This is a genomic window from Actinomadura decatromicini, assembly GCF_008121305.1.
Taxonomy (GTDB): domain Bacteria; phylum Actinomycetota; class Actinomycetes; order Streptosporangiales; family Streptosporangiaceae; genus Spirillospora; species Spirillospora syzygii.
This window is the reverse complement of sequence record NZ_VSRQ01000012.1, coordinates 110,511-136,007: the sequence shown is the minus strand read 5'-3', so window position 1 is coordinate 136,007 and position 25,497 is coordinate 110,511. Positions and strand designations below refer to the sequence as shown.

At 70.6% G+C, this 25,497-nt stretch carries 26 protein-coding genes; 10 read left to right on the top strand and 16 right to left on the bottom strand.

Annotated elements, in window-relative coordinates:
• Nucleotides 1-7: 7 nt before the first annotated feature.
• The 7 genes from FXF68_RS39390 to FXF68_RS39360 form a co-directional block, all read right to left on the bottom strand.
• Complete coding sequence (locus FXF68_RS39390) at nt 8-730, bottom strand: aminoglycoside phosphotransferase (protein ID WP_187438345.1); 723 nt, start codon at nt 728-730, stop codon at nt 8-10.
• A gap of 156 nt (nt 731-886) precedes the next feature.
• Nucleotides 887-1,342 (bottom strand): glycine-rich domain-containing protein, encoded by a 456-nt coding sequence (locus FXF68_RS39385; RefSeq protein WP_148767921.1) that lies wholly within the window; start codon nt 1,340-1,342, stop codon nt 887-889.
• A 90-nt stretch (nt 1,343-1,432) separates the two neighbouring features.
• Entirely contained in the window at nt 1,433-2,287 is an 855-nt protein-coding gene (locus FXF68_RS39380) for a helix-turn-helix domain-containing protein (RefSeq protein ID WP_148767920.1), read from the bottom strand.
• A gap of 22 nt (nt 2,288-2,309) precedes the next feature.
• Nucleotides 2,310-2,828, bottom strand: coding sequence for a DUF6879 family protein (locus FXF68_RS39375; RefSeq protein ID WP_246179195.1), 519 nt, complete (start codon nt 2,826-2,828; stop codon nt 2,310-2,312).
• Nucleotides 2,797-3,057 carry a hypothetical protein gene (locus FXF68_RS39370; RefSeq protein WP_148767919.1) on the bottom strand — a complete coding sequence of 87 codons (261 nt, stop codon included), beginning with the start codon at nt 3,055-3,057 and terminating at the stop codon, nt 2,797-2,799. Before FXF68_RS39370 ends, FXF68_RS39375 begins: the two co-directional genes overlap by 32 nt.
• A 330-nt stretch (nt 3,058-3,387) precedes the next feature.
• On the bottom strand, nt 3,388-4,230 hold the full coding sequence (locus FXF68_RS39365) for a hypothetical protein (RefSeq protein WP_148767918.1): 843 nt from the start codon (nt 4,228-4,230) through the stop codon (nt 3,388-3,390).
• A 32-nt stretch (nt 4,231-4,262) separates the two neighbouring features.
• Nucleotides 4,263-5,042 (bottom strand): hypothetical protein, encoded by a 780-nt coding sequence (locus tag FXF68_RS39360; RefSeq protein ID WP_148767917.1) that lies wholly within the window; start codon nt 5,040-5,042, stop codon nt 4,263-4,265.
• A 584-nt stretch (nt 5,043-5,626) separates the two neighbouring features.
• Between FXF68_RS39360 and FXF68_RS39355 the strand changes: the two genes are divergently transcribed.
• Nucleotides 5,627-6,352 carry a winged helix-turn-helix domain-containing protein gene (locus FXF68_RS39355; RefSeq protein WP_187438344.1) on the top strand — a complete coding sequence of 242 codons (726 nt, stop codon included), beginning with the start codon at nt 5,627-5,629 and terminating at the stop codon, nt 6,350-6,352.
• 132 nt (nt 6,353-6,484) lie between these two features.
• Here the strand turns inward: FXF68_RS39355 and FXF68_RS39350 are convergent, their stop codons facing one another.
• Both FXF68_RS39350 and FXF68_RS39345 read right to left on the bottom strand, forming a co-directional pair.
• Nucleotides 6,485-6,754 (bottom strand): WXG100 family type VII secretion target, encoded by a 270-nt coding sequence (locus FXF68_RS39350; RefSeq protein ID WP_067888689.1) that lies wholly within the window; start codon nt 6,752-6,754, stop codon nt 6,485-6,487.
• A gap of 268 nt (nt 6,755-7,022) precedes the next feature.
• Nucleotides 7,023-7,565, bottom strand: a complete 543-nt coding sequence (locus tag FXF68_RS39345) for a hypothetical protein (RefSeq protein WP_148767915.1) — start codon at nt 7,563-7,565, stop codon at nt 7,023-7,025.
• Nucleotides 7,566-7,748: 183 nt separating this feature from the next.
• On the opposite strand from FXF68_RS39345, the gene FXF68_RS39340 reads away from it, so the two are divergent.
• The 3 genes from FXF68_RS39340 to FXF68_RS39330 all read left to right on the top strand — a co-directional run bounded on the left by FXF68_RS39340 (nt 7,749) and on the right by FXF68_RS39330 (nt 12,204).
• Complete coding sequence (locus FXF68_RS39340) at nt 7,749-9,509, top strand: acetyl/propionyl/methylcrotonyl-CoA carboxylase subunit alpha (RefSeq protein ID WP_148767914.1); 1,761 nt, start codon at nt 7,749-7,751, stop codon at nt 9,507-9,509.
• A gap of 116 nt (nt 9,510-9,625) precedes the next feature.
• On the top strand, nt 9,626-11,056 hold the full coding sequence (locus tag FXF68_RS39335; protein WP_148767913.1) for a hypothetical protein: 1,431 nt from the start codon (nt 9,626-9,628) through the stop codon (nt 11,054-11,056).
• A 146-nt stretch (nt 11,057-11,202) separates the two neighbouring features.
• A complete protein-coding gene (locus FXF68_RS39330; RefSeq protein WP_148767912.1) occupies nt 11,203-12,204 on the top strand; it encodes a sensor histidine kinase in 1,002 nt (333 codons plus the stop codon).
• Here the strand turns inward: FXF68_RS39330 and FXF68_RS39325 are convergent.
• On the bottom strand, nt 12,201-12,860 hold the full coding sequence (locus tag FXF68_RS39325) for a response regulator (RefSeq protein WP_148767911.1): 660 nt from the start codon (nt 12,858-12,860) through the stop codon (nt 12,201-12,203). The two genes, FXF68_RS39330 and FXF68_RS39325, sit on opposite strands and share 4 nt — an antisense overlap.
• A gap of 369 nt (nt 12,861-13,229) precedes the next feature.
• Between FXF68_RS39325 and FXF68_RS39320 the strand changes: the two genes are divergently transcribed.
• Nucleotides 13,230-13,688, top strand: coding sequence for a CBS domain-containing protein (locus tag FXF68_RS39320; RefSeq protein ID WP_148767910.1), 459 nt, complete (start codon nt 13,230-13,232; stop codon nt 13,686-13,688).
• Nucleotides 13,689-13,710: 22 nt separating this feature from the next.
• On the top strand, nt 13,711-14,994 hold the full coding sequence (locus FXF68_RS39315) for an ArsB/NhaD family transporter (protein WP_148767909.1): 1,284 nt from the start codon (nt 13,711-13,713) through the stop codon (nt 14,992-14,994).
• 31 nt (nt 14,995-15,025) lie between these two features.
• Here the strand turns inward: FXF68_RS39315 and FXF68_RS39310 are convergent, their stop codons facing one another.
• Nucleotides 15,026-16,411: an NAD(P)H-quinone dehydrogenase gene (locus FXF68_RS39310; RefSeq protein WP_148767908.1), complete on the bottom strand. Its 1,386-nt coding sequence runs from the start codon at nt 16,409-16,411 to the stop codon at nt 15,026-15,028.
• Nucleotides 16,412-16,494: 83 nt separating this feature from the next.
• Between FXF68_RS39310 and FXF68_RS39305 the strand changes: the two genes are divergently transcribed.
• Genes FXF68_RS39305 through FXF68_RS39295 form a run of 3 tightly spaced genes read left to right on the top strand, consistent with a single transcriptional unit; the run spans nt 16,495 to nt 19,386 of the window.
• Nucleotides 16,495-16,947 (top strand): gamma-glutamylcyclotransferase family protein, encoded by a 453-nt coding sequence (locus tag FXF68_RS39305; protein ID WP_067889720.1) that lies wholly within the window; start codon nt 16,495-16,497, stop codon nt 16,945-16,947.
• Between the two features lie 10 nt (nt 16,948-16,957).
• Nucleotides 16,958-17,758, top strand: a complete 801-nt coding sequence (locus FXF68_RS39300) for a purine-nucleoside phosphorylase (RefSeq protein ID WP_148767907.1) — start codon at nt 16,958-16,960, stop codon at nt 17,756-17,758.
• Entirely contained in the window at nt 17,755-19,386 is a 1,632-nt protein-coding gene (locus tag FXF68_RS39295) for a phospho-sugar mutase (RefSeq protein ID WP_148767906.1), read from the top strand. The genes FXF68_RS39300 and FXF68_RS39295 overlap by 4 nt, the downstream gene beginning before the upstream one ends.
• Here FXF68_RS39295 and FXF68_RS39290 read toward each other — a convergent pair.
• The 4 genes from FXF68_RS39290 to FXF68_RS39275 all read right to left on the bottom strand — a co-directional run bounded on the left by FXF68_RS39290 (nt 19,379) and on the right by FXF68_RS39275 (nt 23,027).
• The gene (locus FXF68_RS39290) at nt 19,379-20,026 is read right to left on the bottom strand and encodes a PH domain-containing protein (RefSeq protein WP_148767905.1); all 648 of its coding nucleotides are present in this window, start codon (nt 20,024-20,026) and stop codon (nt 19,379-19,381) included. The genes FXF68_RS39295 and FXF68_RS39290 overlap by 8 nt on opposite strands.
• Before the next feature lie 7 nt (nt 20,027-20,033).
• Nucleotides 20,034-21,125 (bottom strand): adenosine deaminase, encoded by a 1,092-nt coding sequence (locus tag FXF68_RS39285; protein WP_148767904.1) that lies wholly within the window; start codon nt 21,123-21,125, stop codon nt 20,034-20,036.
• Between the two features lie 112 nt (nt 21,126-21,237).
• Entirely contained in the window at nt 21,238-22,065 is an 828-nt protein-coding gene (locus tag FXF68_RS39280; RefSeq protein WP_148767903.1) for an ABC transporter permease, read from the bottom strand.
• Nucleotides 22,062-23,027: an ATP-binding cassette domain-containing protein gene (locus tag FXF68_RS39275; RefSeq protein ID WP_148767902.1), complete on the bottom strand. Its 966-nt coding sequence runs from the start codon at nt 23,025-23,027 to the stop codon at nt 22,062-22,064. The genes FXF68_RS39280 and FXF68_RS39275 overlap by 4 nt, the downstream gene beginning before the upstream one ends.
• Before the next feature lie 141 nt (nt 23,028-23,168).
• Here FXF68_RS39275 and FXF68_RS39270 point away from each other — a divergent pair, with 141 nt between their 5' ends.
• Entirely contained in the window at nt 23,169-23,918 is a 750-nt protein-coding gene (locus FXF68_RS39270; protein ID WP_148767901.1) for a TetR/AcrR family transcriptional regulator, read from the top strand.
• A 2-nt stretch (nt 23,919-23,920) separates the two neighbouring features.
• Here the strand turns inward: FXF68_RS39270 and FXF68_RS39265 are convergent, their stop codons facing one another.
• Nucleotides 23,921-25,417, bottom strand: a complete 1,497-nt coding sequence (locus FXF68_RS39265) for a M28 family peptidase (protein WP_148767900.1) — start codon at nt 25,415-25,417, stop codon at nt 23,921-23,923.
• Between the last annotated feature and the right edge of the window lie 80 nt (nt 25,418-25,497).

The following is a 25,497-nucleotide window of genomic DNA, read 5'->3' as shown; positions in this document are numbered from 1 at the left end:
GCGCGCATCAATCCTGGTTGAGACGGTAGGCGTGCCAGGACTGAGCGGCGGCAGCCATCCTGACCGGCCAATCTGCCGGGTTGTCCGCCGCGGCCCCGGCCCAGAACCTGGCATTGGCCTCGGCGAACACCTGAAGCCCTCTGGGGTCGGCCTGCCTCCAGGCCGACAGGTCGGCCACCACGGCTTCGGCCTGTTCGGCGGTGTGGCCATAAGACATGATCCGCAGCACCAAACACGCCGGATCGATCCACCCCGCCCCACGGGTCGGCCATGCCCAATCCACCAGGAGCGCGCGACCTTCGGCCATGAGGATGTTCAGTGGGTTGTAGTCGGTATGCAGAAGCCGATCACCGTCAAGCAGGGCCAGATCCAGCGAATCGTCCACGTAGTTCCGCCACCTGCTGGTGGCTTCCTTGAGCGGCAGGCTTGGGCAGGGAATCTCTCCGACATGGGAGATCGTCTCCACCACCTTGGGCAGGTCGGCCGAACCGGGAGTCGGATCGGCGTGACGCCCCTTGATGTATTCAAAGCCGAGGATGTCCCACTCGTCCCGTACCCGCCAGAGCAGCCGCGGCCCGAGGTGCCGGACGTACGGATTGATCACGGCTTCCATGTCTTGCGTCCACCGGCGCGGATGGTCGACAGGAAGCCCCTTGAGAAACACCGGACCATTATCGGTGTCGAGAACGACGGCCACCGCCGAGTTGAGCCCCTTCGATATCGGACGCACTCCACGGACGGTCCCCGCGTGCTTCTCAACCGCAAGCCGAGTCAACTCCGGAAGCCTCTCCCAAGCGACACGCTCAACGGCCAAGGCCATCTCCGATCACCGAGGGGACGGGTCCGCCCCAGCGTAGGGGCGGCCCGTCAGGTACACACACGAAAGTCACGGAGAGTCGTAACACTTGGCGTGACATTGTGAGCAGTCCCCAGAGACGTCCCACAGCTCGTCATCCACGTGGAAACCCGTGGCGTGAAGAGCCGCGACCGTGCGCGCCAGAGCCGCGCCGGACTGGATGTCGGCCGTGCACACCGGGTCGTGGTGCAGGAACCGCCCGGCGACACGTTCGCAGAACTCAGCGTAGAGGTGGGTGCGCAGGATGAACCTGTGCCAGCCCTTGTCCACACGCTTGGACGGGGACAGCATCGCGCCAGGACTGTCCGCACACGCCCGCAAGAACACGAGGGTCTGCCCTACTATTCGCGTGGCAGCCTCCAAGTTCTCGTGTTCCTCTTCCACGAGATCTCTGACAAGCGACTCGAATGTTTCGGCGTCGAGCAATTTCCTCGGATCGATCGCCCCTGTGGCGGCATCGGCCGTCCGGTCCTCGGTGGTGATCACGTGTTCCCCCCTCAAGAAGGAAGTCGTCCGCTCGACGATGCCCCGGAGGGACCCACCAGACCAACAACATTGCGCCCTATTGCGCGCGGGTCAGGACAACGCGTCCAACGCCTGCTCGATCAGCGCGCGGGCCTGGTCACCAGTGACGGCGAGGGTTGCGAGTTCGCCGAAGGCCCGCGCGTAGACCGACAGCTCGCCGGGCGCGGACACCGTGACCTTGGCGGTCAGAAGCTCGATCTGCACTTCGACGTCATCGAAGATCGTGAACCCTTCAAGCGTCCATATCCGGCGGGGCCGTGCGTTCATCGGGATAACGCCGAAGGAAACGGAGGGCAGGCGCATCATGGTCAGCAAATGACGAAGCTGGGCCGCCATCACATCGCTGTCGCCTACGCCGTACATCAGGACGGCTTCTTCGACCAGAAACGCAAAGCGCCGTTCGGAGTAGAGCACCCGCTGACGCTCGACACGACCACTGGCCGCCGCTTCTGCATCATTTGGGATCCTTCTGAACATTGTGATGGCCGAGAGCAGGGCTGAGGCATACTCCACCGTCTGAAGCAACCCTGGAACGACATGCGACTGATACACACGAAAGTGCGTCGTTCGTTCATACAACGGAACGTAAGTCTGCTGAAGCCGACTCAGTCCAGTACGTTCCAACCGCCGCCACTCGACGTAGGCGCCCTCGACGGCGCGAAGCGACGCCACAAGGTCGGGCGCCAGATCAATGACCCCGCAGACCTCGCACCACTTCTGGATGTCCGCGGCCGTTGCCGGTTGGCCGCCCCGCTCAATGCGCGATGTCTTGGCCGGGTGCCACTGAGCGGCCTCCGACAGGGCACGCCCGGACAGGCCGGCGTCCTGCCGGATCTCGCGCAAGCGATCAGCGAGCGCTTGCCGGGCCGCTTGGACCGACGACGAAGGGGATGGAGACGAAGGCACGGTGACAGTTTGCGACGGACGCTCAGACCAGCCGGTAGTCCTGGTGGTCGACGGCGCGTTCCCATACGGCCTCGAAGGCCGACGAGCACAGCTTCACAACCGACCGGTCCTCCGTGAGTTCATGGCCGAGCAGGTCGCCGACCCCAGAGAAATGACCGAATCGAACGAGCCTGTCGTCGATCAGCCAGAAGTCCGTCCCTGGCAGGCACAGGTCGGCGGCCCTGCGTCGGGACAGCCATCGAACCTGCTCACCGGCCGACAAGTTCATCGACTCCGTGACCGCGTGCTCGTACCGGATGTAATCCGTCACGGGCTCACTGACGATCCGTGCCCGCCTCACCACGACGCCCCGCGCAACCGCCGGTTTGATCAGCGAATGCCACTCGGCCTCCCGTGGACCACGGTCATACGGTGGTCCACCCATGAACGCGATGAAAGAAGGGTCAGCCGGAACATAGGCGTCCCGCATCTCCAGATGCACCGCCGACACGGTTGCTCGTCCGATCAGCTCACTGTGTGGGAATGGTTTGAGCTCCGCCACCTTCAACCTCCAACAGTGCTCGCAAGAGGACTGCACGCATCCTCGAAGGTAACCGGACGATCGACTCCTCGGGCTTGATCCGGCTAGTGCCGTCGATCTGGCTCAAGAGGAGCGGGTCTTCTTCATCCACCCCCTGTACGACCAGATCGCCCGTGTCCGTGTCCAGGAAGACCGCCGGGCAGTCGCCGCCATCGGTGTCGGGGTCCAGCGCGATCAAGACCAGCGCCACAGGAGCCTCCCAGTCGGGAATTACGCGCGGTTATGCCTGGGCCGACTCTCATCCGCGAGGGCTTCACCGTCAAGACTGAGGACACCAACAAGTCACCACAGGGGTCTGATCCATGCCGGGAAAAGCCCTTTTCGTCCGTCCCCACCAGCCCTCTGATCGACCGCCCACGAGTCGCTACTGGTGAGCAGCGCCGGACGAGAAGGTTGAGAACGGCTGATTGTGCACGGAGATTTCCTCCGCAGCGCTGGGAGTTGGCCAGTGGGGATGGGTGCCTGGCTCGGTCGGCGCGCTTTGGCGCGGGGCCGAGCCAGGCTGTGATCGCAGTGGGTGTTAGAGATATTCGATATCGGTCAGGTCGCTGCCCGGCCAGCAGGACGCGCCGTACCACATGTCGAGGTGTGAGCCGCCGGCGGCGCTCCCGTGAAAGAGAGTCGCGCCCCACTTTCCGTGCGGGTATGCCTTATGGCTGTGGTGCGATCCGGCCCACGACTTGCTGAAGAGGAGCGACGGCGAGGCGTCGTATAGGTAGGTGTAGTCCGGCCCGTAGATATATGCGTGCCAGGACATGCTGAGCACCGTGCTGTTGGATTCCCAGCCGGTGTTCATGACGACCGGCTCGGTGTTGTGGTTGTAGTACTCCCCGACGACGATCCAGGCGGTGCCGCACGACATGCCCTCTTCGCTGAAGGTGTGAGGACCTGTTCGCTTCGCCTTGGACAGCGCGAGCGCCTTGCGGTAGTAGCTCAACATCTTGGTCGGCGCGGTGTCCTTGGCGCCATTGCTGTAGGTGACCCGGATCTTGCCGGTACGCGCGGCGTCCTTGGTATCGAGAGACGTGACATAGGCCGTATGCATCGTCTGCTGGAATTTGTGGCCTTGCAGCACCCGCCCACTTCTGGTCGCGGCGAGTGCCTGCCGGAAGTAGGACAGCATCGACGATGGCTCGGTCCGCGTGGTTCCGTTGGAGTATTTGACGTGAATCTTCCCGGTCAGCTCGGCGTCACGGGCGTCGACACCGACGACATGATTGGGTCGCAGCGCGGTGCCGCCCGGCGCCGGCGACGCGGAGGCGGGGATGGTGGAGGTGATGGCGAACGCCGCCATGGCCGTCGCCAGCGTGGAAGCGGTCCGCGCGACCTTGCGGGTTCGTGAGCTTGAGAGCAGAGAAATCATGGTGAGTCGGCCTTGTCTCGTGAGGGATGGGGTCAGCAGACATTTGCGGTGGCGGTTCCTGCGGCATTGGTCCAGCCTTTGGAACTGCCGGAGAAGTTGGCCTGGAGGAACCCGGGGCCGACGGTCCAGCTGTCGATGCCGGTCTCAAGGGGGGCGTGCGCAAAGGCGCCGTCGGCGGTGTAGGTCTTGCAGCCTTCGGTACTGCGGAACCGGATGACGCCCGTCCCGTACTTTCCGGAGCCGTCGCTGCCCGACACGCGGTTCTTGAACACCATGCCCATTCCCCCGTTCGCGGTGGGAAGGAGGTTGTCGATCGAGCAGTCGGTGGGGAACGCGTCGCCCCAGTGGCAGTCGGCGAATCCGAGGCGGCGGATCTGCTGGTCGAAGCTCAGGGCGACGCTGTCCCAGTGGGTACCGTCGGCGACGTCGGACAGGTTGTTGATCCATCGCCAGCCGAAGGAGGCGTACCAGTCGCTGCCGAACTTGTAGATGGTCGGGTTGCTGACGGTGTTGCCGTGGATCGTCGTGTAGGCGGCCCGTGCGGACGGGGCCGTACCGGCGCGGTCGACGCGGACGCCCCCGAGCTGGGCCTTGACGGCGGCGTCGATCTCCGCTTGGCCGGCGTGGGCGCGGGACATCGTGCTGATGAGGCGGGCGAGCCGCTGGGTGGTCGCGTCGGACCCGCCGTGCGCGGGAGCGACCCGGGCGGCGGGGGCTGCGTGGGCGGGAGCTGCTGCGAGGGTGAGCGCGGCGGTCGCGCAGGCGGCCAGGCAGGCTGCCGCCTTCCGCGACGCGGGCAGGCTGAGATGCATGTTCGGCTCCTTTACCGCGGGGGATTTTCGTTGCGTTCAGATGGCCGTCACATGGGGCGGCGCAGCGTGCCGCCTCACGTTGGCGGTAGGCGGCGCCGACCTCGGCCAGGGGATGCGTATCGGCGATTGAGAATGGGAGACTTCCGGCGGTGATCCGGGCGGCGAATTCGGGGGAATCAGCGCTCTCACTTCTTTCGGCCCGACACGCTCGGCCATTATGCGCAGCAGCCGAACACAGGTGCGATCGTTTAAGTCCGTGAGTTAAACGATCACCTGCGGGCCCCTCGCCAGCCCGTTCACATGACCTGATGCGGCCAGAAGTTGATCACGGTCGCGCCCCGCCTTCTACGCTGGAAAACGTTCGAATGCGTCTCCGGGGGCGTGATGTGACGACAATCAGTTATCCTGCCGCGGATCTGGCCAAGACCAGGTTCGCTCTCTCACCACTGGGCCATCTTGTACACGGCGTCCACGATTCCGCGTGCAGCCGTGGCTCTTCACTGCGTCGCGCCTGGTGGCATACGGCGCGCCGCAATGTTCCTTCGGCCGCGTACGACCTCGTCGCGCGCATCAATGCCGACCCGTTGGCGTCGCCGGCCTTTCTGGCGCCTCCCTTAGCGGGCCAGGGATACCTGGAGCCCAGTTTCGACACCGAACTTCAAGCTCTGGAGGCGTCGTCGCCCGACCTCGTCGGCATCGTGGACCCGCTGCGGAAGCTCTATGACGCGTGCCTGGCCGACGACTGGGCGCAGATCTCGCGGGAACTGCACGCCGACCTCGGCGGGCGCGCCGCCACCCTCCTCGCCGAAGGCCCGGCGGCCGCGCTCGCCGGCCTCTGCGAAGGGCTGACCTGGAAGGACGGGCAACTGATCATTCCGGGCCCCGACGTCCCCGACTTCGACGGGACGGGCGGGCTGGTGGCGATGCCCTGCGCGTTCGGCCAGGCCAGGCTCCACCCGATCCTGTCGCCGGGGCGGGTCCCGATCCTCGTCTACTCGATCGCCCCCGGCCCGGTGCGGCCCGCCTCGGCGCTCCGGGACACCCTGTCGTCTCTGATCGGTGCGGGCCGGGCCCGCTCCTTGCGCGAGCTCGCGAAGTCGCCCGCGTCCACCTCGCAGCTCGCCCAGCGCCTCAACGTGTCGGTCCCGGCCGCCTCGATGAGCGCGACCGCCCTCCGCGACTGCGGCCTCATCCAGTCGATCCGCGACGGCAAGAAGGTCATCCACCACCTCACGCCCGCCGCGACGGCCCTCCTGGCCGCCAACCCGCCCCGGCGTCCCGCCAAGGGGGCCCCTTCGCTGATCATGTGACGGACCGGTCCACACGGCGGGCCGGACGTGGAGCGAGCCCTCGACCGGAGGGTCGGGGGCTCGGCTCGTGGTGCGGAGGGTGTGCGGGTCCCGGCCTCGGGGGGATGGGCCGGGACCCGCGGCTCAGGGGGGTCAGCGGGTGGCGGCCTCGATGTTCTGGCGGGACTTGCGGATGTCCTGGCCGCCCTCTTCGAGGGCCACCGCCATCTTGTCGAAGGCGGTCTTGGCCTCGGCCCACGCGCTGCGGAAGCGGTCGGCGCCGGGGCCCCACCAGGACGCGCTGCTGCTCACCGTCCGGCCGTTGAGGTCTTTGATCAGGGCGTCGAGGTTGCGGGAGTGCTTGCTGAAGATGCGGGACAGCTCTTCGAGCTCGCCCAGGTTGGCGCCGCGCTTGTCGCCCATCGCTCCGGCCCTTTCGTCACTGCTCGTTTCGACGGTGTCGCGTCCCGTCGCTGGAACGTTTCGAGTGGTGCGGAAAGAATGGCGACAGCTTACGCCCCATCGTTCACATGGAGCCAGCGCCACCACGCACCGTGGTGTCCGAAACGGGCGTGGGGCACCATTACGGGGTGTCCGGATGTGGCCAGAGACGCCGAACAACATCCGTTGTGACGATTCTGACGGCCCACCGTCAAAGGGATATCCAGAGCCCTTTTCGCGTCCGAATGGCTCAGCGCTCGGGGTCGCCCGGGTCGTTCACCGGATGCGCGCCCGGGTCGAGGACGCGCTCGCCGACCAGGATGATCTGGTCGCCGCTCGTCCGGAAGTCGAACCGGCGCCGCACCGACTGGGTCACCCGCCCGCTGCCGTAGCGGACCTCGGTGTGCTCGACCGCGTCCAGCGTGATGCGGTCGCCGGTGCGGACGGCGCGTCCGTCCTCCAGGCTGGTGCGGGCGCCGGTGTAGGCGGGGCCGCCCTCGACCGGCGCGCGGTTGCGGTTCTCCAGCTCCCGGACGGCCTGCTCCTGCGACTCGGCGAGCCCCGGCGAGATCCGCACCCCGTACACCTCGGCCGGGGTGTCCCGCCGGTCGCGGCCGTGGTTCTGGACGAGCGCCTGCGACCTGCGGTCGACCAGCGCGGACGCGGCGATCGTGAGCTGCCGCGTGACGTCGGCGTCCACGACGGGGCTGCCCCGCCGGACGCCGGACGAGGGCGCCACGAGGCAGAGCGCCAGGACGGCGGTCAGGCCGGTCAGGGGCCACCGGCGAAGCATCGGCCTCTCCCGCGCGGACGAGGGGCGAGCAGATCCGAGCCGAAGATACACCCGGCGGGCCCCTCCGCACGGCCCTCCGCACGGGGCGCCGTCGCGGCGCGGGGGCCAGATGAGGTGGCCCTTACGAAAACGAGAAAAAGCGATTATCTAGACTGCCTGCCAGGTTGAGGGAGGAGACCCAACGTGCGCAAGGTCCTGATCGCCAATCGTGGTGAGATAGCGGTCCGTATAGCCCGTGCCTGCCGTGACGCGGGGTTGGGCAGTGTCGCGGTGTACGCGGAGCCCGATCTGGACGCGCTGCACGTGCGGGTCGCCGACGAGGCGTTCGCGCTGGGCGGGCAGACCGCCGCCGAGACGTACCTGAACATCGACAAGCTGCTGAAGATCGCCGCCGAGGCGGGCGCGGACGCCGTCCACCCGGGCTACGGGTTCCTGGCCGAGAACGCCGACTTCGCCACCGCCGTCGAGAACGCCGGGCTGACGTGGATCGGCCCGCCGCCCGCCGCGATCACCGCGCTGGGCGACAAGGTGCAGGCCCGGCACATCGCGCAGAAGGTCGGCGCGCCGCTCGTCGCCGGGACGAAGGACCCGGTGTCGGGCGCGGACGAGGTCGTCGCGTTCGCCGAGGAGCACGGCCTGCCGATCGCGATCAAGGCGGCCTACGGCGGCGGCGGACGCGGCCTGAAGGTGGCGCGGACGCTGGAGGAGGTCCCCGAGCTGTACGAGTCGGCCGTCCGGGAGGCGGTCGGCGCGTTCGGGCGCGGCGAGTGCTTCGTCGAGCGGTACCTCGACAAGCCGCGCCACGTCGAGACGCAGTGCCTGGCGGACAAGCACGGGAACGTGGTCGTCGTGTCCACCCGCGACTGCTCGTTGCAGCGCCGGCACCAGAAGCTGGTCGAGGAGGCCCCCGCGCCGTTCCTCTCCGAGCAGCAGGTGGAGCTTCTTTACACGTCGTCCAAGGCCATTCTGAAAGAGGCCGGTTATGTCGGGGCGGGGACGTGCGAGTTCCTCGTCGGGCAGGACGGCACCATCTCCTTCCTTGAGGTCAACACCCGTCTCCAGGTCGAGCACCCGGTGACCGAGGAGGTCGCGGGCGTCGACCTGGTCCGGGAGATGTTCCGCGTCGCCGACGGCGAGGAACTCGGTTACGGCGACCCGGTCCTGCGCGGGCACTCGATCGAGTTCCGGCTCAACGCCGAGGACGCGGGACGCGGCTTCCTCCCCGCCGTCGGCACGCTGACCGCCTGGGACCCGCCGACCGGGCCCGGCGTCCGGCTCGACTCGGGGTACGTGGCGGGGCAGACCGTCCCGCAGGCGTTCGACTCGCTGATCGCCAAGCTGATCGTGACCGGCGCGACCCGGCGGCAGGCGGTCGAGCGGGCCCGCCGCGCGCTCGCCGAGTTCACCATCGACGGCATGCCGACCGTGCTGCCGTTCCACCGCGCCGTCCTGGACGACCCCGCGTTCGTCCCGGACGACGACACGACGCCCTTCACCGTCCACACCCGGTGGATCGAGACCGAGTTCGACAACCGGATCCCGCCGCACGAGGCCCCGGCCGAAAGCGACGAGGCGGAGGGCGAGCGGGAGCGCGTCACCGTCGAGGTGGGCGGACGGCGCATCGAGGTCGTCCTCCCGGCCGGGCTCGGCGCGGCGGCGGCCCCGGCGAAGGCGGCGCCCGGACGGCGGCGCGGCTCCCGCAGGGGCGGCGGCGCGCAGGCGTCGGGCGACGCCCTGGTCAGCCCCATGCAGGGCACCATCGTCAAGATCGTCGCGGCGGACGGCGCGACCGTCGCCGCCGGGGACACCATCGTCGTCCTGGAGGCGATGAAGATGGAGCAGCCCCTCACCGCGCACAAGGCCGGGACGATCACCGGCCTGTCCGCCGGCGTCGGCCAGACCGTCTCCGCGGGCGCGGCCATCTGCGAGATCAAGGACAGCTAGCCGGAGGGGCGTCCTCCGTCCGGCGGGTCCGGATGGGGGACGGCCCCCATCGAGGACGATCCCGAATCCCTCCTCCGGACGACGTATCCACCCGTCCACGTGGGCAGACTGGGTGCATGAGGACCGATGACCGGGCCAATGACCGGGGCAGGCGGACGGTGCGCCGGGGCGCCGTCCCGCTGCTCGTCGCCGCCGTGGCCGTGCCGGCGTTCGCCTTCGCCGCCCCGGCGCAGGGCGCCGTGGCGCAGACGGCCTCCACCCAGACCGTTTCGGAGCGGGCCGCCGCGCCCGCGGGCCAGCCGCATGTCGTGAAGATCGCGCAGCAGCGGGCCGCCGCCGACAACGTGGGGCAGATCGCCAAGGGGCTGATCGACTCGCGGCTGTACGTGACGAGCGAGGCGGGGAACGTGCTGTCCCCGGCCGACCAGAACCAGATCAAGACGTCCCTGGCCGGTGACTCGGACGCCGACATCCGCGCCGTCGTCGTCGGGAACAACGTGACGCGCGCCGAGGTGGGGCCGATGCTCCAGGCCGTCGCGAACCGCGTCGGCAAGGGCCAGACGTACATCGCGATCACCGCCGACGGCAGCCGGATGGGCGGGATCTCCAAGAAGCTCGACAGCAAGGAGATCAACCAGCTCGTCACGCGCACGAACGGCGCGCCGCTGAAGGAGCGGCTGATCCGGTTCGGCGGGCTGGCGGAGAAGAAGGTCGACGACGACTCCCGGTCCGGCATGATCGGCGGGTTCGTGACGCTCGGCGTGCTGGTCCTGGTGGTGGCGGGGGCGCTCGGGGCGTTCCTCGTCGTCCGGAAGCGGCGCCGGGAGCGCGAGGCCCAGCAGATGGCCGACCTCAAGGCGGGCGTGCAGGAGGACGTCACCCTCCTCGGCGAGGACATCGCCCGCCTCGACCTCAACGTCATGGACGCCGGGCTCGATCCCGAGATCCGCGCCGACTACGAGCACGCCATGGACTCCTACGACAAGGCCAAACGGGAGACCGACCGCGCCGCCCGTCCCGAGGACATGCAGGACGTCACGGCCGCGCTGGAGGACGGCCGCTACTACATGACCGCGACCCGCGCCCGGCTCGCCGGGGATCCCGTCCCCGAGCGCCGAGCGCCGTGCTTCTTCAACCCGCAGCACGGGCCCTCGGTGCGGGACGTGACGTGGGCGCCGCCCGGCGGCATGGCGAGGTCCGTCCCGGCGTGCGCGGCGGACGCGGACGCCGTCCTGCACGGGTTCGACCCGGACGTCCGGATGGTGCCGTCCGGCGGCATCCGGCGGCCGTACTGGGACGCGGGCCCCGCCTACGCGCCCTACGCGGGCGGCTACTACTACGGCTACGGCGGGTTCGACCTGCTCGGCGGCCTGCTGATCGGCACCGCGCTCGGCTCGATGATGAGCGGCGGCTGGGGCGGCGGCTACGGCGACGGCTTCGGCGGCGACGGCATGGGCGGCTTCGGCGGGGACGGCGGCGACATCGGCGGCGGCTGGGACTTCGGCAGCGGCGACTTCGGCGGCGGCGGCGACTTCGGCGGCTTCTGACGCGCCGGGCCCCATCCCGGCGGGGGCGCGCCATGCAGACCCGCGCCGGGCGTCACGCATGGACAACACCCGCCCACATGCGATGACCTGGACATATGAGCAGGCTGGACATATGAGCAGGCTGAGCACATGAGCGGGCTGGGCACATGAGCGGGACACCGGCGTCCGCGCTGTACTGGCGCATCCTCGGCATCAACGGGCTGATCTTCACGGCGGGCACGGCAGCGCTGGCGGTGGCGCCCGTCACCGTGTCCTCGCTCGTGCTGCTGCGCGAGCTGCCCGTGCTGGTGATCGGGCTGGTCGTGATGATGGCGGCGAACGCGGTGCTGCTGCGCGCCAGCCTCGCGCCGCTGGCGGGGCTGACCGCGCTGATGGCGCGGCTCGACTCGCTGCGCTCCGGCGACCGGCTGGAGTCCGGGCGCAACGGCGACCTGTTCCACCTGGTCGACCAGTTCAACGCGATGCTCGACCGGCTAGAGGCGGACCGCAGCACGAGCACGGCCGTCGTCCTGGACGCGCAGGAGGCCGAGCGCCGCCGCATCGCGCAGGAGCTGCACGACGAGATCGGGCAGAGCCTCACGGTCGTGCTGCTGGAGCTGAAGTCGGTGGTGAACCGGGCCCCGGACGAGGTGGCGGACGAGCTGCGCGACGTCCAGGAGACGGTCCGGTCGAGCCTGGACGAGGTGCGCCGAGTGGCGCGGCGGCTGCGTCCGGGCGTCCTCGACGACCTGGGCCTGACCAGCGCGCTCACCACCCTCGCCGGGGACTTCTCGGAGACCGGCGGCGGCCCGCGGGTGACCCGCCGCGTCCAGCAGGGCCTCGCCGGGATCGGCAAGGACGCCGAGCTGGTGATCTACCGAATCGCGCAGGAGGGCCTGACGAACGTGTGGCGGCACTCCGGCGCCCGCAACGCCGAGCTGTCTCTCACGCAGGACGACGACGGGCAGGTCGTCCTGCGCGTCGCGGACGACGGCGACGGCCCGCCCACCAGGGTCGGCACCGGGATCCACGGGATGCGGGAGCGGGCGATGCTGATCGGCGCGCGGCTCACCATAGGCCCCGCCGACGGCGGCGGCACCGAGGTCAGACTGGTCGTCCCGCCCAGGGGCGCCCCGCCCCGGAACGTCCCGCCGCGCCGTCCCGGCTAGGGCTCGACGAGGCCGACGCGGATGGCGTACTTGGTCAGCTCCAGCCGGTCGCGCATGCCGAGCTTGCCGAGGATGTTCGCGCGGTGCCGCTCGACGGTCTTCACGCTGATCGTGAGCGTCTCCGCGATCCGCTTGGACGAGTACCCCTCCGCGATCAGCTTGATGATCTCCTCCTCGCGGGGGGTGAGGACGCCGCCGGGCGCACCACCGTCCCGGTCGCGGGCCAGGTACTCGCGGATCAGCGCGGTGACGGCCGCCGGGTACAGGAACGGCTCGCCGCGCATCGCGGACCGGACGGCCTCCAGCAGGTCCCGGTCGGCGACGGACTTCAGCACGTACCCGGACGCGCCCGCCTTCAGCGCCTCGAACAGGTACTGCTCGTTGTCGTACATGGACAGGATCAGCGTCCGGACGTCCGGGAACCGGCGGCCGATCTCCCGCGCGGCCTGCAGCCCGGTCATCCGCGGCATCGCGATGTCGAGGATCGCGAGGTCGACACCGCCCGCGGCGAGCGCGTCGAGCGCCCCGGCCCCGTCGGCGGCCTCGGCGACGACGGTCAGGTCGGGCTCGGCGTCCAGGATGAGGCGCAGCCCGCGCCGCACCAGCGCGTGGTCGTCGGCCAGCAGAATCCGGGTCGCGGACTCGCGAGTGTGCACCCGTCACCTCCGGTCTCGTCCACCATCGTAGGGTCGGGTATCCGCGGGCGGCCTCCTCCACCTGCGGATACATGGTTCCGCCCCGCCGATATGGGGGCTCGCCCCGATATCGGGCCGGACCGGCGCCGCGAAGACTGGACGGCGCGGACGTGAAAGGCGTTCGCGGAACGACGCGGAACCGGGTGCGGCAAGGGCGCGGAAAGCGGAAGCGGAAGGGGCGGACGCATGGGTCGACTCTCTGGCGGCGCACACCGTCCCCCGCCCGCGGCGCGACGGCGGCCGTCCTGCGACGGAACGGCCCCCGGCGCCAGGAGGAGGGACCTATCAGCGCGAAGGACAAGGCTCTCCGGGAGCCGGAAGGACACTCGCATGCAGGCGCGGGACATCGCCGTACAGGTGCCGACCGTGACGCTCGGCGACTCGATCGCGCACGCTATCCAGGTGATGGCGCTCGGCCGGCTGCCCGGCCTCATCGTGGTCGACGACGCGCAGCGGCCCCGCGTCGTCCTGCCGGGGACGCAGGTGCTGCGCCTCGCGGTGCCGGTCGCCTACCAGGAGGACCCGGCGCTGACCCGCACCGTGGACGAGGCCCACGCGGACGTGTTCTGGCACGAGATACGCGACCGGACGGTCGGCGACTGCCTGGGAACGCACACGGCCCGCCCGGTGATCGTCAAGGCGTCCGCGACGCTGCTGGAGCTCGCCACGCTGATGGCGCGGCAGCGCAGCCCGCTCGTCGCCGTGGTGGACGACGCCGGGCTCCTCGCGGGCGCGATCACGCTCGACCGGCTGCTGTCGGCGCTGGCGCTGACCAGGCCCGACGACTGACCCTCCCGCGCGGGAGCGCGCGGTGAGCGCGGCCGCGGCACTCGCCGTCTTCGTCGTCGCGTTCTTCTTCATCGCGACCGAGAAGGTCGACAAGGTCAAGGTCGTCCTGATCGCCGCCGGGGTGCTGACCGTCCTCGGGCTCACCCCCGGCGCGGACGTGTTCTTCTCCGAGCACGACGGGATCGACTGGAACGTCATCTTCCTGCTGTTCGGCATGATGATCATCGTCGGGGTGATCAAAGGGACCGGGCTGTTCGACTACCTGGCGATCTGGGCGGCGAAGCGGTCGAAGGGCAGGCCGTACCAGCTGCTGGTGATGCTGATGCTCATCACCGCCGTGGCGTCCCCGTTCCTGGACAACGTCACCACGATCATGCTGGTCGCGCCGGTGACGGTCGTGGTCTGCAACCGGCTGCGGGTGCCCGCCGCGCCGTACCTGATCGCGGAGGTGCTGGCGTCCAACATCGGCGGCGCCGCGACGCTGATCGGGGACCCGCCGAACATCATCATCGGCAGCCGGGCGGGGCTGACGTTCAACGACTTCCTCGTCCACATGACGCCCATCGTCGTGATCATCTTCGTGGCGTTCGTGCTGCTCGCGCGGGTGCTGTTCCGCAAGTCGTTCACCTACGACGAGCGGTACGCGGCCGAGGTCATGTCGCTGGACGAGCGCAAGGCGATCACCGACCCGGCGCTGCTCGTCCGGTGCCTCATCGTCCTGGCGCTGGTCGTGGTCGGGTTCACGCTGCACTCGGTGCTGCACTTCGATCCGTCGATCGTGGCGCTGGTCGGCGCGGGCGTGATGCTGCTCGTCTCGCGGGTTGAGGTCTCCGACGTCCTGGAGGAGGTCGAATGGCCCGTGCTGGTGTTCTTCATGGGCCTGTTCGTGATGGTGGCGGCCCTGGGCCACACGGGCGTCATCGAGAAGATCGGCACGTGGGCGGCGGACTCGGTCGGCGACGACCACTTCGCGGCGGCGACGGCGCTGCTGTTCGGCTCGGCCGTCCTCGGGGCGTTCTTCGACAACATCCCCTACGCGGCGACGATGGCGCCGATCGTGGAGGGGATGGCGGCGAACGCGCCGGACCCGACGACGGCGGAGGCCCTGTGGTGGTCGTTCGCGCTCGGCGCCGACTTCGGCGGCAACGGGACGGCCGTCGCCGCGAGCGCCAACGTGGTCGCGATCGGCATCGCCGCGAAGACGGGGCATCCGATCAGCTTCTGGCAGTTCACCCGGTACGGGATCGTCGTCACGGTGTTCAGCACCGTGCTGGCCTGGGCCTACGTGGCGTTGCGCTACTTCTGACCCGGGCGGCCGGGCGCGTCTCTCAGCAGTCTCAGTAGGCGTGCTCGGCCATCAGCCGCCGGGACGCCTCGGTGACGCTCCCCGACAGCGACGGGTACACCGCGAACGTGTGCGCCACCTGGTCGACGGTGAGGTGCTGCTGGACGGCCATCGACAGCCCGAGGATCAGCTCGCTGGCCCGCGGCGCCACGATCACCCCGCCGAGCACGATCCCCGTGGACGGACGGCAGAACACCTTCACGAAGCCGTCCTCGAAACCCTGCATCTTGGCGCGGGCGTTGGTGAACAGCGGGAGCATGACCGTCCGGGCGTTGACGTCGCCGGAGTCGACCATGTGCTGCGTCACGCCGACCGACGCCACCTCGGGGTCGGTGAAGATGTTGGACGCGACCCACCCGAGCTTGAGCGGCTGCACCGCCTCGCCCAGCGCGTGCCACATCGCGATGCGCCCCTGCATCCCCGCGACGGACGCCAGCATCAGCACGCCCGTGCAGTCGCCGGAGGCGTAGATGTGCGGGACGGACGTCCGCGACACCTTGTCGACCTCGATGAACCCGCGCGAGTCGAGCCGGACGCCCGCCTCCTCCAGGCCGATGCCCGAGGTGTTCGGGACCATCCCGACCGTCATCAGGCAGTGCGTGCCCTCGATCTTCGTGCCGTCCTCCAGCGTGACGATCACGCCGCCGCCGGACCGCTCGACCGCCGCGGCCCGCGACCGCGACATGACGTTCATGCCGCGCCGCAGGAACACCTCCTGGAGGACGGCGGCGGCGTCGGCGTCCTCGGTCGGGAGGATCCGGTCGCGCGAGGACACCAGCGTCACCCGCGACCCGAGCGACAGGTAGGCCCCCGCGAACTCGGCGCCGGTGACGCCGGAGCCGACGACGATCAGCTCCTCGGGCAGGTCGGGCAGGTCGTAGAGCTGGCGCCAGTTCAGGATGCGCTCGCCGTCCGGCTCCGCGCCGGGCAGCACGCGCGGCGTCGCGCCGGTCGCGACGAGCACGATGTCGGCGTCGATGCGCCGCCCGCCGACCTCCACGACGTGCGGCTCGACCAGCCGTCCCGCACCGCGGACGATCTTCACGTCCTCGTAGGAGAGGCGTTCGGCGACGTCGAACGACTGGGCGCGGGCGAGGTCCTTCACACGCTTGTTGACCGTCGCCATGTCGGCTTCGAGGGCGCCGACGATGCCGTCCGGCCCGCCGTTGAACCTCAGCCCGAGGCCCGCGGACTCCGACATGACCGAGATCCGGGTCGAGGTGGCGATGAGCGTCTTGGAGGGGACGCAGTCGGTGAGCACGCACGCGCCGCCCGGACCGTCCTGCTCCACGACGGTCACGTCGGCGCCGAGCTGCGCCGCGACGAGCGCGGCCTCGTAGCCGCCCGGGCCTCCTCCGATGATCACGATTCGGGTCACGTCTTCCATTCTTTCCTACAGGCGGCGGTGAAAAGTCCGGCGGCCCCCGCGCCCCTCCGATCTGGGCAGTAGCCTTGGGCGGCGTGGCACTGTACGCGGCGTACGCCTCCAACATGGACCCCGACCAGATGGCGATCCGGGCTCCGCACTCGCCCATGCGCGGCACCGGCTGGCTGGCCGGGTGGCGGCTGACCTTCGGGGGGCAGGACAAGAGCTGGGACGGCGCGCTCGCGACCGTCGTCGAGGACGACTCCGAGCAGGTCTTCGTCGTCTACTACGACGTCCCGGCCTGGGACGAGAAGGAGCTCGACGCCTGGGAGGGGGCCGCGCTCGGCGTCTACCACAAGGTCAGGGTCCGGGTGCAGACGCTCGACGGCGACGTCCTCTGCTGGATGTACGTCCTGGACGACTACGAGGGCGGGCTCCCGTCCGCGCGCTACCTCGGCATCCTCGCCGACGCCGCCGAGAAGGCGGGCGCCCCCGACGACTACGTGAAGGGCCTGCGCACGCGTCCTTGCAAGTCACTGGGCGACTAATGTCGGGTCTGTGAGCAAAGACGCTTTCGCGCTGGCGCGGGAGGCGGCGGATGCGCTGCGCGCCCGCGCGTCCGTGGACTCTTTCGATGTCGCCTTGGTGATGGGTTCGGGCTGGGTCCCGGCCGCGGACGCGCTCGGGTCCCCGGTCGCCGAGTTGACCTTCGCCGAGCTGCCCGGGTTCGCGCCGCCTGCGGTGGAGGGGCATGCCGGGCAGGTGCGGGTGCTGGAGGTCTCTGGTCGTCGTGCGCTGGTGTTTCTGGGTCGGACGCATCTGTATGAGGGGCGCGGTGTGGATGCGGTGGCGCATCCGGTGCGGACGGCGTTGGCGGCCGGGGTGGGGACGGTGGTGTTGACGAACGCGGCGGGTGGGCTGCGGCCCGAGCATCAGAAGGTCGGTGACCCGGTGCTGATCGCCGATCATCTGAACCTGTCGGGCGCCAACCCGCTGTCGGGGGCGTCGTTCCTGGATTTGACCGAGGCGTACTCGGGGCGGCTGCGCGCGCTGGCCAAGGAGGTCGACCCGACACTGTCAGAGGGGGTGTACGCGGCGCTGCGCGGCCCGTCGTATGAGACCCCGGCCGAGATCCGGATGCTGCGCACGCTCGGCGCGGACATGGTCGGCATGTCGACCGTCCTGGAGACGATCGCGGCCCGGCAAGGCGGCGCCGACGTTCTGGGCGTGTCGCTGGTGACCAATATCGCGGCGGGTCTGGCGGGCGAGCCCCTCGACCACGAGGAGGTCCTGGCGGCGGGCCGCGCCTCGGCCGGGCGGATGGGCGCCCTGCTGGCGACCGTGCTGGGGAAGCTGTGAGCGACCTGCGGACGCGCGCCGAAGAGTGGCTCGCCCAAGACCCCGACCCCGACACCCGCGCCGAGTTGCAGGCCATCCTGGACGCAGGCGACGGCGGCGCGCTCGCCGACCGGTTCGGGGCGCGGTTGGAGTTCGGGACGGCCGGGCTGCGCGGCGAGCTGGGCGCCGGGCCGAACCGGATGAACCGGGTGATGGTGATGCGGGCGGCGGCGGGTCTGGCCGCGTGTCTGCCGCCCGGCGGGCGGGTGATCGTCGGGTTCGACGCCCGGCACGGCTCCCGCCAATTCGCCGACGACACCGCCGCCGTGCTCAGCGGCGCCGGACTGCACCCCGAAGTGTTCGCCGACCCGGTACCCACGCCGGTGCTGGCGCACTTCACCCGCAGCTTCGACGATGTGGTGGCGGGGGTGATGGTGACGGCCAGCCACAACCCGCCCCGCGACAACGGCTACAAGGTGTACCAGGCGGACGGAGCGCAGATCGTCCCGCCCACCGACACCGAGATCTCCGCCGCCATCGACGCGGTCGGCCCCGTCAACGAACTCCCCCTTGGCGAAGGCTGGCCCGTCCACGACACCGCCGACCTGTATTTGGACGCGGTGTCGTCCTTGCGCCTTGGCGACGCGGGCGGGGACTTGTCGATCGTTTACACGCCGATGCACGGGGTGGGGCGGGACGTGCTGCTCGCCGCGTTCGACCGCGCCGGATTCCGCGCCCCGATCGTCGTGCCGGAGCAGGCCGAACCCGACCCCGACTTCCCAACCGTCGCCTTCCCCAACCCCGAAGAGCCCGGCGCGCTCGACCTCGCCCTCGACCTGGCCCGCGAGCGCGGCGCGGACCTGGTGATCGCCAACGACCCCGACGCCGACCGCTGCGCCATCGCCGTCCCAGACGCCGACGGCTGGCGAACCCTGACCGGCGACGAACTCGGCGGCCTGCTCGCCGAACACATCCTCCACCACACGACCGGCGACGACCGCCTCGTCGTCACCACGATCGTGTCGTCCTCGCTGCTACGCGCGATCGCCGCCGGGCACGGCGTCCGATTCGCCGAATCCCTTACCGGCTTCAAATGGATCATGCGCGCCGGGGCCCCGTCCGACCGGATGGTGTTCGGATATGAGGAGGCACTCGGGTACAGCGTGGGCGACGACCGAGGCGTCATCGTCAACGACAAGGACGGCATCAGCGCCGCACTCGCCGTCGCCGCGCTCGCCGCCGGGGCCCGGCGCGACGGCCGCACCCTGCCCGACCTCCTGGACGACCAAGCCCGCCGGTACGGGCTACACGCCACCGCACAGGTGTCGGTCCGGGCCGCCGACCCGCAGGTGATCGCCGCGACAATGGCGCGGCTGCGCCAGGCCCCACCGTCCCGGCTCGGCGGACGCACCGTCGAGTCACTCGACGACCTCACCCACGGCTCGGACGGCCTCCCACCCACCGACGGGCTCAGATTCCGCCTGGCCGAGGGCGCGCGAGTCGTGATCAGACCGTCCGGGACAGAACCCAAACTCAAGTGCTACCTGGAAGTCGTCCACCCCGCCGGAGACGACGTCGCAGCGGCACGCGCAAAGGCCGCCGCCGACCTCGACGCGCTCCGCGCCGACGTTTCGGCCGCCCTCAGCTGACGCTCGACACGACCACGATGACGATCAGCGCCACCAAGGGGACGAGCAGCGACGCCAGCGCCGGTACCGACCAGGTGACCGTCCCGTGGGCGTCCCCGGCCTCGGCCTCGGCGGCCGCCGCCTTGTCCGGCGCGCCGGACCGGGTCTTCGGCCGCAGCCGGTCGCGCATCTCTTCGAGCTGCTGGGCCGCGTAGCGGGTCGGCGTCCGTCCGCGCAGGTCGGCGCCGTGGCTCTGGCCGCCGGTCTGCTCCCTGCGGGCCCGCGCGTCCGCCTTCGCCTGGGCGCGCGGCGACGTCTGGTGGACCCAGGCGCGGGACACGGTCTCCGTCTCGTCCGCGCCGGTGAAGCTCACGGTCAGCACGTGGCCGCCCTCGATCCGGCGGACCGCCGCCCACGGCACGCGGACGTCCCGCAGCGGGTTGCGGAGCGTGATCCCGTCGTCGTCCCCGATGATCGCCGGACGCAGCCCGACCGTGTACGCGACGCCGCAGCCGAGCAGCAGCACGGCGCCGAGGCCGAACGTGTTCGCGGAGAGCTTGGCGTCGCCGGTGACGCCGAACACGATGTCGACGAGGTTGAGCGCGGCGAACACCAGCCACGCGTACGCCGCGACGCGCCCGCCGGTGGAACGAATGGTCATGGCACGATCATGCCAGGGGACGGCCGCCGCTCCACTTGAGCTGGGCGAAACCGGGCTTGATCACCCCGTTGATCAGTTCGAGGCGCTCATTGAAGGGCGCGAACGCCGACTTCATCGCGTTGACGGTGAACCACTGGAGGTCGTCCCAGCCGTAGCCGAACGCGTCGGAGAGCTTCGCGAACTCCTCCGACAGGGTCGTCCCGCTCATCAGCCGGTTGTCGGTGTTCACGGTGACGCGGAAGCTCAGCCGCCGCAGCAGCCCGATCGGATGCTCCGCGATCGACTTCGCCGCGCCCGTCTGGATGTTGGACGTCGGGCACATCTCCAGCGGGATCCGCTTGTCCCGGACGTAGTCGGCGAGCCGCCCGAGCCGCGCCTCGCCGCCCGTGACGTCGATGTCGTCGATGATCCGGACGCCGTGGCCGAGCCGGTCGGCGCCGCACCACTGGATCGCCTGCCAGATCGACGGCAGCCCGAACCCCTCGCCCGCGTGGATGGTGAAGTGCGCGTTCTCGCGCTGGAGGTACTCGAACGCGTCCAAATGGCGGGTGGGCGGGTATCCGGCCTCGGCGCCCGCGATGTCGAAGCCGACGACGCCAGCGTCCCGGTACCGGACGGCCAGCTCCGCGATCTCCATGGACCGCGCCTGGTGCCGCATGGCGGTGACGAGCGTCCCGACGCGGATGCCGAAGTCGCGGCGGGCGCGGGCGAAGCCGTCCAGGACGGCCTCGACGACCTGCTCCAGCGTCAGCCCCGCCCGCAGGTGCTGCTCGGGCGCGTACCGGACCTCGGCGTAGACGATCCCGTCCTTCGCGAGGTCCTCGCCGCACTCGTACGCCACCCGCGTCAGCGCCTCGGCGGACTGCATCACCCCGACCGTGTGGCCGAACGTCTCCAGGTAGCGTTCCAGCGACCCCGAGTTGGACGAGTCCTCGAACCACGCGCGCAGGCCGTCGGCGTCCGTGGTGGGCAGGTCGCCGTAACCGGACTCGCGGGCCAGGTCGACGACGGTCGCGGGCCGCACCCCGCCGTCGAGATGGTCGTGCAGCAGCACCTTCGGGGCGCGCCGGACGTCGTCGAGGGTCGGCCGAACGTTCATCCCCCGAATCTACTCCCGGCGACCCGGCCGCGACCGGCGCCGCGACGGGACGTTCCCGCCGGCCCCGGCCCCGGCCTCCCGCACACCGGGCCCGGCCGTCACGCCCGCCGGGTCAGCGGCTCAGGCGCTGGTAGCGCCGGACGGCCAGCGGCAGGAACACCGCCGTGATCACGATCGGCCAGACGACCGACATCAGCAGGGCGTGCTGCTCGACCCACGTGCCGCCGACCGCCGCCGGGTTCCCGAACAGCTCGCGGGACGCCGTCACCGTCGAGGACACCGGGTTCCACCGCGCCACCGCGCCGAGCCAGTCCGGCATGAGGGACGGCGCCACGAACGCGCTGGAGATCATCGCGAACGGGAACGCGACCGCGAACAGGCTCCCGGCCGCCTCCTCGTTCGGCACCAGCAGGCCGAGCAGCACGCCGATCCAGATCAGCGCGAAGCGCAGCAGCAGGAGCAGGCCGAACGCGGCGAGCGTGTCGAGCACCCCGCCGCTGGATCGCCAGCCGACCGCGAGCGCGGTCAGCCCCAGCACGACCAGGTCGAGGCTCGCGCCGATCAGGTCGCCGACGCCGCGCCCGGTGACGACGGCGGACGGCGACATCGGCATCGACCGGAACCTGTCGGTGACCCCGCGCGCGCTGTCGTAGACGACGACGTACGCGGTGTTCATGAACCCCATCGCCATGGTCATCCCGAACATGCCCGGCATGAGGAACTCGCGGTAGTCGCCGCCGCCCGGCACCGACATCGCGCTGCCGAACACGTACCCGAACAGCAGCACGGACACGATCGGGAAGCCGAGCTGCCAGGCCAGGTTGGACGGCTGCCGGACGTAGTGCGTCAGGCCGCGTAGGACGATCGTCCAGCAGTCGGCGGCGGCCCAGTAGAGCCGGGCGGCCACGGTCTCCTCGGCGGCGTTCGGCTGCGAAGTCACGCGCGCACCTCTTCCTTCTCGTCGGTCTTGTGGCCGGTGAGCTGGAGGAACACCTCGTCCAGGGTGGGGCGGCGGAGCCCGATGTCCTCCACGGCGACGCCGTCGTCCTGGAGCGTGCGGGCGACCTCGGTCAGCGCGGCGACCCGGTCGGACACCGGCGCGTGCACGCGGCCCGCCACCTCCTCGATCCGCGGCTCGGCGGACGCGACCCGCGCGACGACGGCGGCCGTCGCGGCGAGGCTCGCCGGGTCGCGCACCACGACCTCGATCCGGTCGCCGCCGATGAGCCGCTTGAGCGACTCGGGCGGGCCGTCGGCGATGACCCGGCCCTTGTCGAGGACGGCGATCCGCCCGGCGAGCTGGTCGGCCTCGTCCAGGTACTGCGTCGTCAGCAGGACGGTCGTGCCCTGCGCGACGAGGGAGCGGACGGCGTCCCACACCTCGTTCCGGCCGCGCGGGTCGAGGCCGGTGGTCGGCTCGTCCAGGAACAGGACGTCCGGCGCGAGGATCATGCTGGCCGCGAGGTCGAGCCTGCGGCGCATCCCACCGCTGTACTCCTTGATCCCCTTGTCGGCGGCCTCCACCAGGTCGAACCGCTCCAGCAGCTCGTCGGCGCGGGCCGCCGCGCGGCGCTTGCCGAGGTGGAACAGGCGGCCGAACATGCGCAGGTTCTGCCGCCCGGTGAGGACCTCGTCGAGCGCGGCGTGCTGCCCGGCGAGCCCGATCCGCCGCCGGACCTGGCGGGGCCGGGCGGCGACGTCGATCCCGGCGACCTCCGCGCGCCCGCCGTCCAGCCGGACGAGCGTGCTCAGGATGCGCACGGCCGTCGTCTTCCCCGCGCCGTTGGGCCCGAGCAGGCCGTAGACCATGCCCGCGGGCACGGCCAGGTCGAGGCCGTCGAGGGCCTTCTTCGTCCCGTAGTTCTTGCGGACCCCCGTGGCGAGGATCGCGTTCTCCGGCATGACCGCCTCCACTTCGGGTATGCCATACGCAAATTAGCGTACACCATACCCGAAGTGCGGTCGGCGGCCTGCCGGGGAGGGTTGTAGCGTCGAGACAGGCGCGGCCCGCTGGGGAGCGCACGGGAACGGGCAGGACGGACGATGACGACGGAGAACGGCGCGGACCGCGACCTCGGACGGAGCCTCAAGCTGCTGTGGGGCGACCGGGCCCGCCCGCCGCGCGGCCGCCCGCCCGGCCTCACCCTCGACCGGATCGTCGCCGCCGCCGTCGAGGTCGCCGACGAGCTGGGCGCCAAGGAGGGGCTCGACGCGCTGTCCATGCGGATCATCGCCGACCGCCTCGGCGTCGGGACGATGACGCTGTACCGCTACGTCCCCGGCAAGAGCGAGCTGCTCGACCTCATGCTCGACCACGTCAGCGAGGTCGCCGAGTTCACCGCCGGGGAGGCGTCGGGCTGGCGCGAGATCTTCGCCGCCGGGGCCCGCCACCACTGGCGGCTGTGCCTCGACCACCCCTGGTACCCGTTCGTCGACCAGAGCCGTCCGCTGCTCGGCCCGAACGGGCTGCGCGGCCTGGACCGGCTCCTCGCCCTGCTACGCCCGAGCGGCGTCCCCGACCGGACGCTGATGATGATGATCAGCGCGCAGAACGACTTCGTGGAGGGCGTCGCGCGCCGGTACATCAACGAGCGCCGCGCGGAGGCGCGCACGGGCGTCAGCAACGAGGAGTTCTGGCGCGCCCAGGAGCCGACCCTGGTGGAGGCCCTGAACAGCGGCGCGTTCCCCACCATGGCCGAGCTGCCCATGGACGCCTTCGACTTCTCCTACGAGGACCTCTTCGAGTTCGGCCTGGAGCGCCTCCACGACGGCTTCGCGTCCCACCTGGGCTAGCGCTACCCGGGGACGGGGAAGGCGACGGGGCTGCGGTGCCCGTCCCGGTCGACGGCGCGGACGCCGAAGAACACGTTGTCCTTCGACAGGTCGATCGTGACGCCGGTGACGTCCCCGACGGGGATGACGTGCGTCCAGTCGGGGCTGGTGGTCTCCCGCCAGACGACCTCGTACCCGGCGAGGTCGGGTTCGGGGCCGCGCTCCCAGGCCAGGTCGGTGTCGTTGGTGAGCCGCGCGGTCAGGACGCGGACGTTCTTCGGCGTCCCCGGCGCCTGGGCCAGCGACCACAGCGCGGCGGCGTTCACCTTCGCGACCCGCGCGACGAAGTCGAAGTCGCAGAACTCAGGAAGGTCGCCGTACTGCTTGCCGTTCTCGACGCGGACGTCCTGGTGCTGGTGGTCGAAGTTCTCGTTCGGCTCGGTGAAGCGGGCGGCCGGGTAGTTCTGCTCCAGGTAGCCGATGTGGTCGCCGCCGCGCAGGTAGCGGTCGCGGCGGTAGATCGTCCGGACGTTCATGGCGGTGACGCGCGGCCCGGCGACCGACGCCACGAACCGCGCGAGCTGCCGGGCGGGCGAGTCGTTCTCGCCGCCGACCGAGCGCCGCGTCTCGCCCTGCTGCGGCGTCTCGGCGGTCGGGACGCCCTCCGCGAACAGCCGCAGGGAGCGCGGGTCGCGGGCGCCGTCGTCCGCCGTGCTGCTCCCGACGATGTCGTTGGTGAACATGGCCTGCACGTCGGCCTTGGCCTCCCGGTACAGCTTCGCCTGGTGCCGCGACCCGTAGAGGCCCTGCTCCTCCCCCGCGACCGCGGTGAACACGAGGGTCGCCTCGGGACGGCGCTTCGCCATCACCCTGGCCAGCTCCATGACGACCGCCACGCCGGACGCGTCGTCGTTCGCACCGGGCGCGAACGAGGTGGCGTCCATGACGTCGGTGACCCGCGAGTCGTAGTGGCCGGACACCACGTAGATCCGGTCAGGGGACGCCGACCCGCGCAGCGTCGCGACCACGTTCGTGATCCGCGTCGGGACGGGAATGCGCGTCGCGGGCTCCTGGACGTACGACTGGAGTTCGGCCTTCATCCGTCCGCCGGACGCCTCCGCGTAGCGGTTCATCTCGGCGAGGATCCAGTCGCGGGCCGCGCCGATGCCGCGCTCCGGATCGTCCTGGACGGAGAGCGTGTGCCGCGTGCCGAACCCGACCAGCTTCCGGATGTTCGCCTCGACGCGGTCCGGGTCGATCTCGCGCAGGAGGGCGCGCAGCTCGGCGTCCGGCGGCTGGTCTTCGACGGGCTTGCCGGGGCCCTTCGGCCAGCCGGGGCCGGGTCCGGCGGCGGACGCGGGGGCGGCGGTCAGCGCGACGCCCGTCCCGGCCGCGGCCGCGGTGACGGCGGTCGCCGCCGCCGACAGGGACAGGAACGATCTCCGGCTGGCTCCGGCGGCGGTCGGCTCGGCGGGCTCGGCTGGTTCGGCTGGTTCGGCGGGGGATGTGTTGGAGGTCACGAATTGATCCTTCTCCCTATCACGGCCGTGTCCAGGACGAGAGGCGACAGCGATGGGGGGCCGCCGGTGTCGAGAATTGC

What these genes read in the sequence shown, in the direction of transcription:
- FXF68_RS39365 (WP_148767918.1), bottom strand. Translation starts at nt 4,230, where the DNA reads ATGATTTCTCTGCTCTCAAGCTCACGAACCCGCAAGGTCGCGCGGACC.
- FXF68_RS39360 (WP_148767917.1), bottom strand. Translation starts at nt 5,042, where the DNA reads ATGCATCTCAGCCTGCCCGCGTCGCGGAAGGCGGCAGCCTGCCTGGCC.
- FXF68_RS39350 (WP_067888689.1), bottom strand. Translation starts at nt 6,754, where the DNA reads ATGGGCGACAAGCGCGGCGCCAACCTGGGCGAGCTCGAAGAGCTGTCC.
- FXF68_RS39345 (WP_148767915.1), bottom strand. Translation starts at nt 7,565, where the DNA reads ATGCTTCGCCGGTGGCCCCTGACCGGCCTGACCGCCGTCCTGGCGCTC.
- FXF68_RS39335 (WP_148767913.1), top strand. Translation starts at nt 9,626, where the DNA reads ATGAGGACCGATGACCGGGCCAATGACCGGGGCAGGCGGACGGTGCGC.
- FXF68_RS39330 (WP_148767912.1), top strand. Translation starts at nt 11,203, where the DNA reads ATGAGCGGGACACCGGCGTCCGCGCTGTACTGGCGCATCCTCGGCATC.
- FXF68_RS39320 (WP_148767910.1), top strand. Translation starts at nt 13,230, where the DNA reads ATGCAGGCGCGGGACATCGCCGTACAGGTGCCGACCGTGACGCTCGGC.
- FXF68_RS39290 (WP_148767905.1), bottom strand. Translation starts at nt 20,026, where the DNA reads ATGACCATTCGTTCCACCGGCGGGCGCGTCGCGGCGTACGCGTGGCTG.
- FXF68_RS39285 (WP_148767904.1), bottom strand. Translation starts at nt 21,125, where the DNA reads ATGAACGTTCGGCCGACCCTCGACGACGTCCGGCGCGCCCCGAAGGTG.
- FXF68_RS39275 (WP_148767902.1), bottom strand. Translation starts at nt 23,027, where the DNA reads ATGCCGGAGAACGCGATCCTCGCCACGGGGGTCCGCAAGAACTACGGG.
- FXF68_RS39270 (WP_148767901.1), top strand. Translation starts at nt 23,169, where the DNA reads ATGACGACGGAGAACGGCGCGGACCGCGACCTCGGACGGAGCCTCAAG.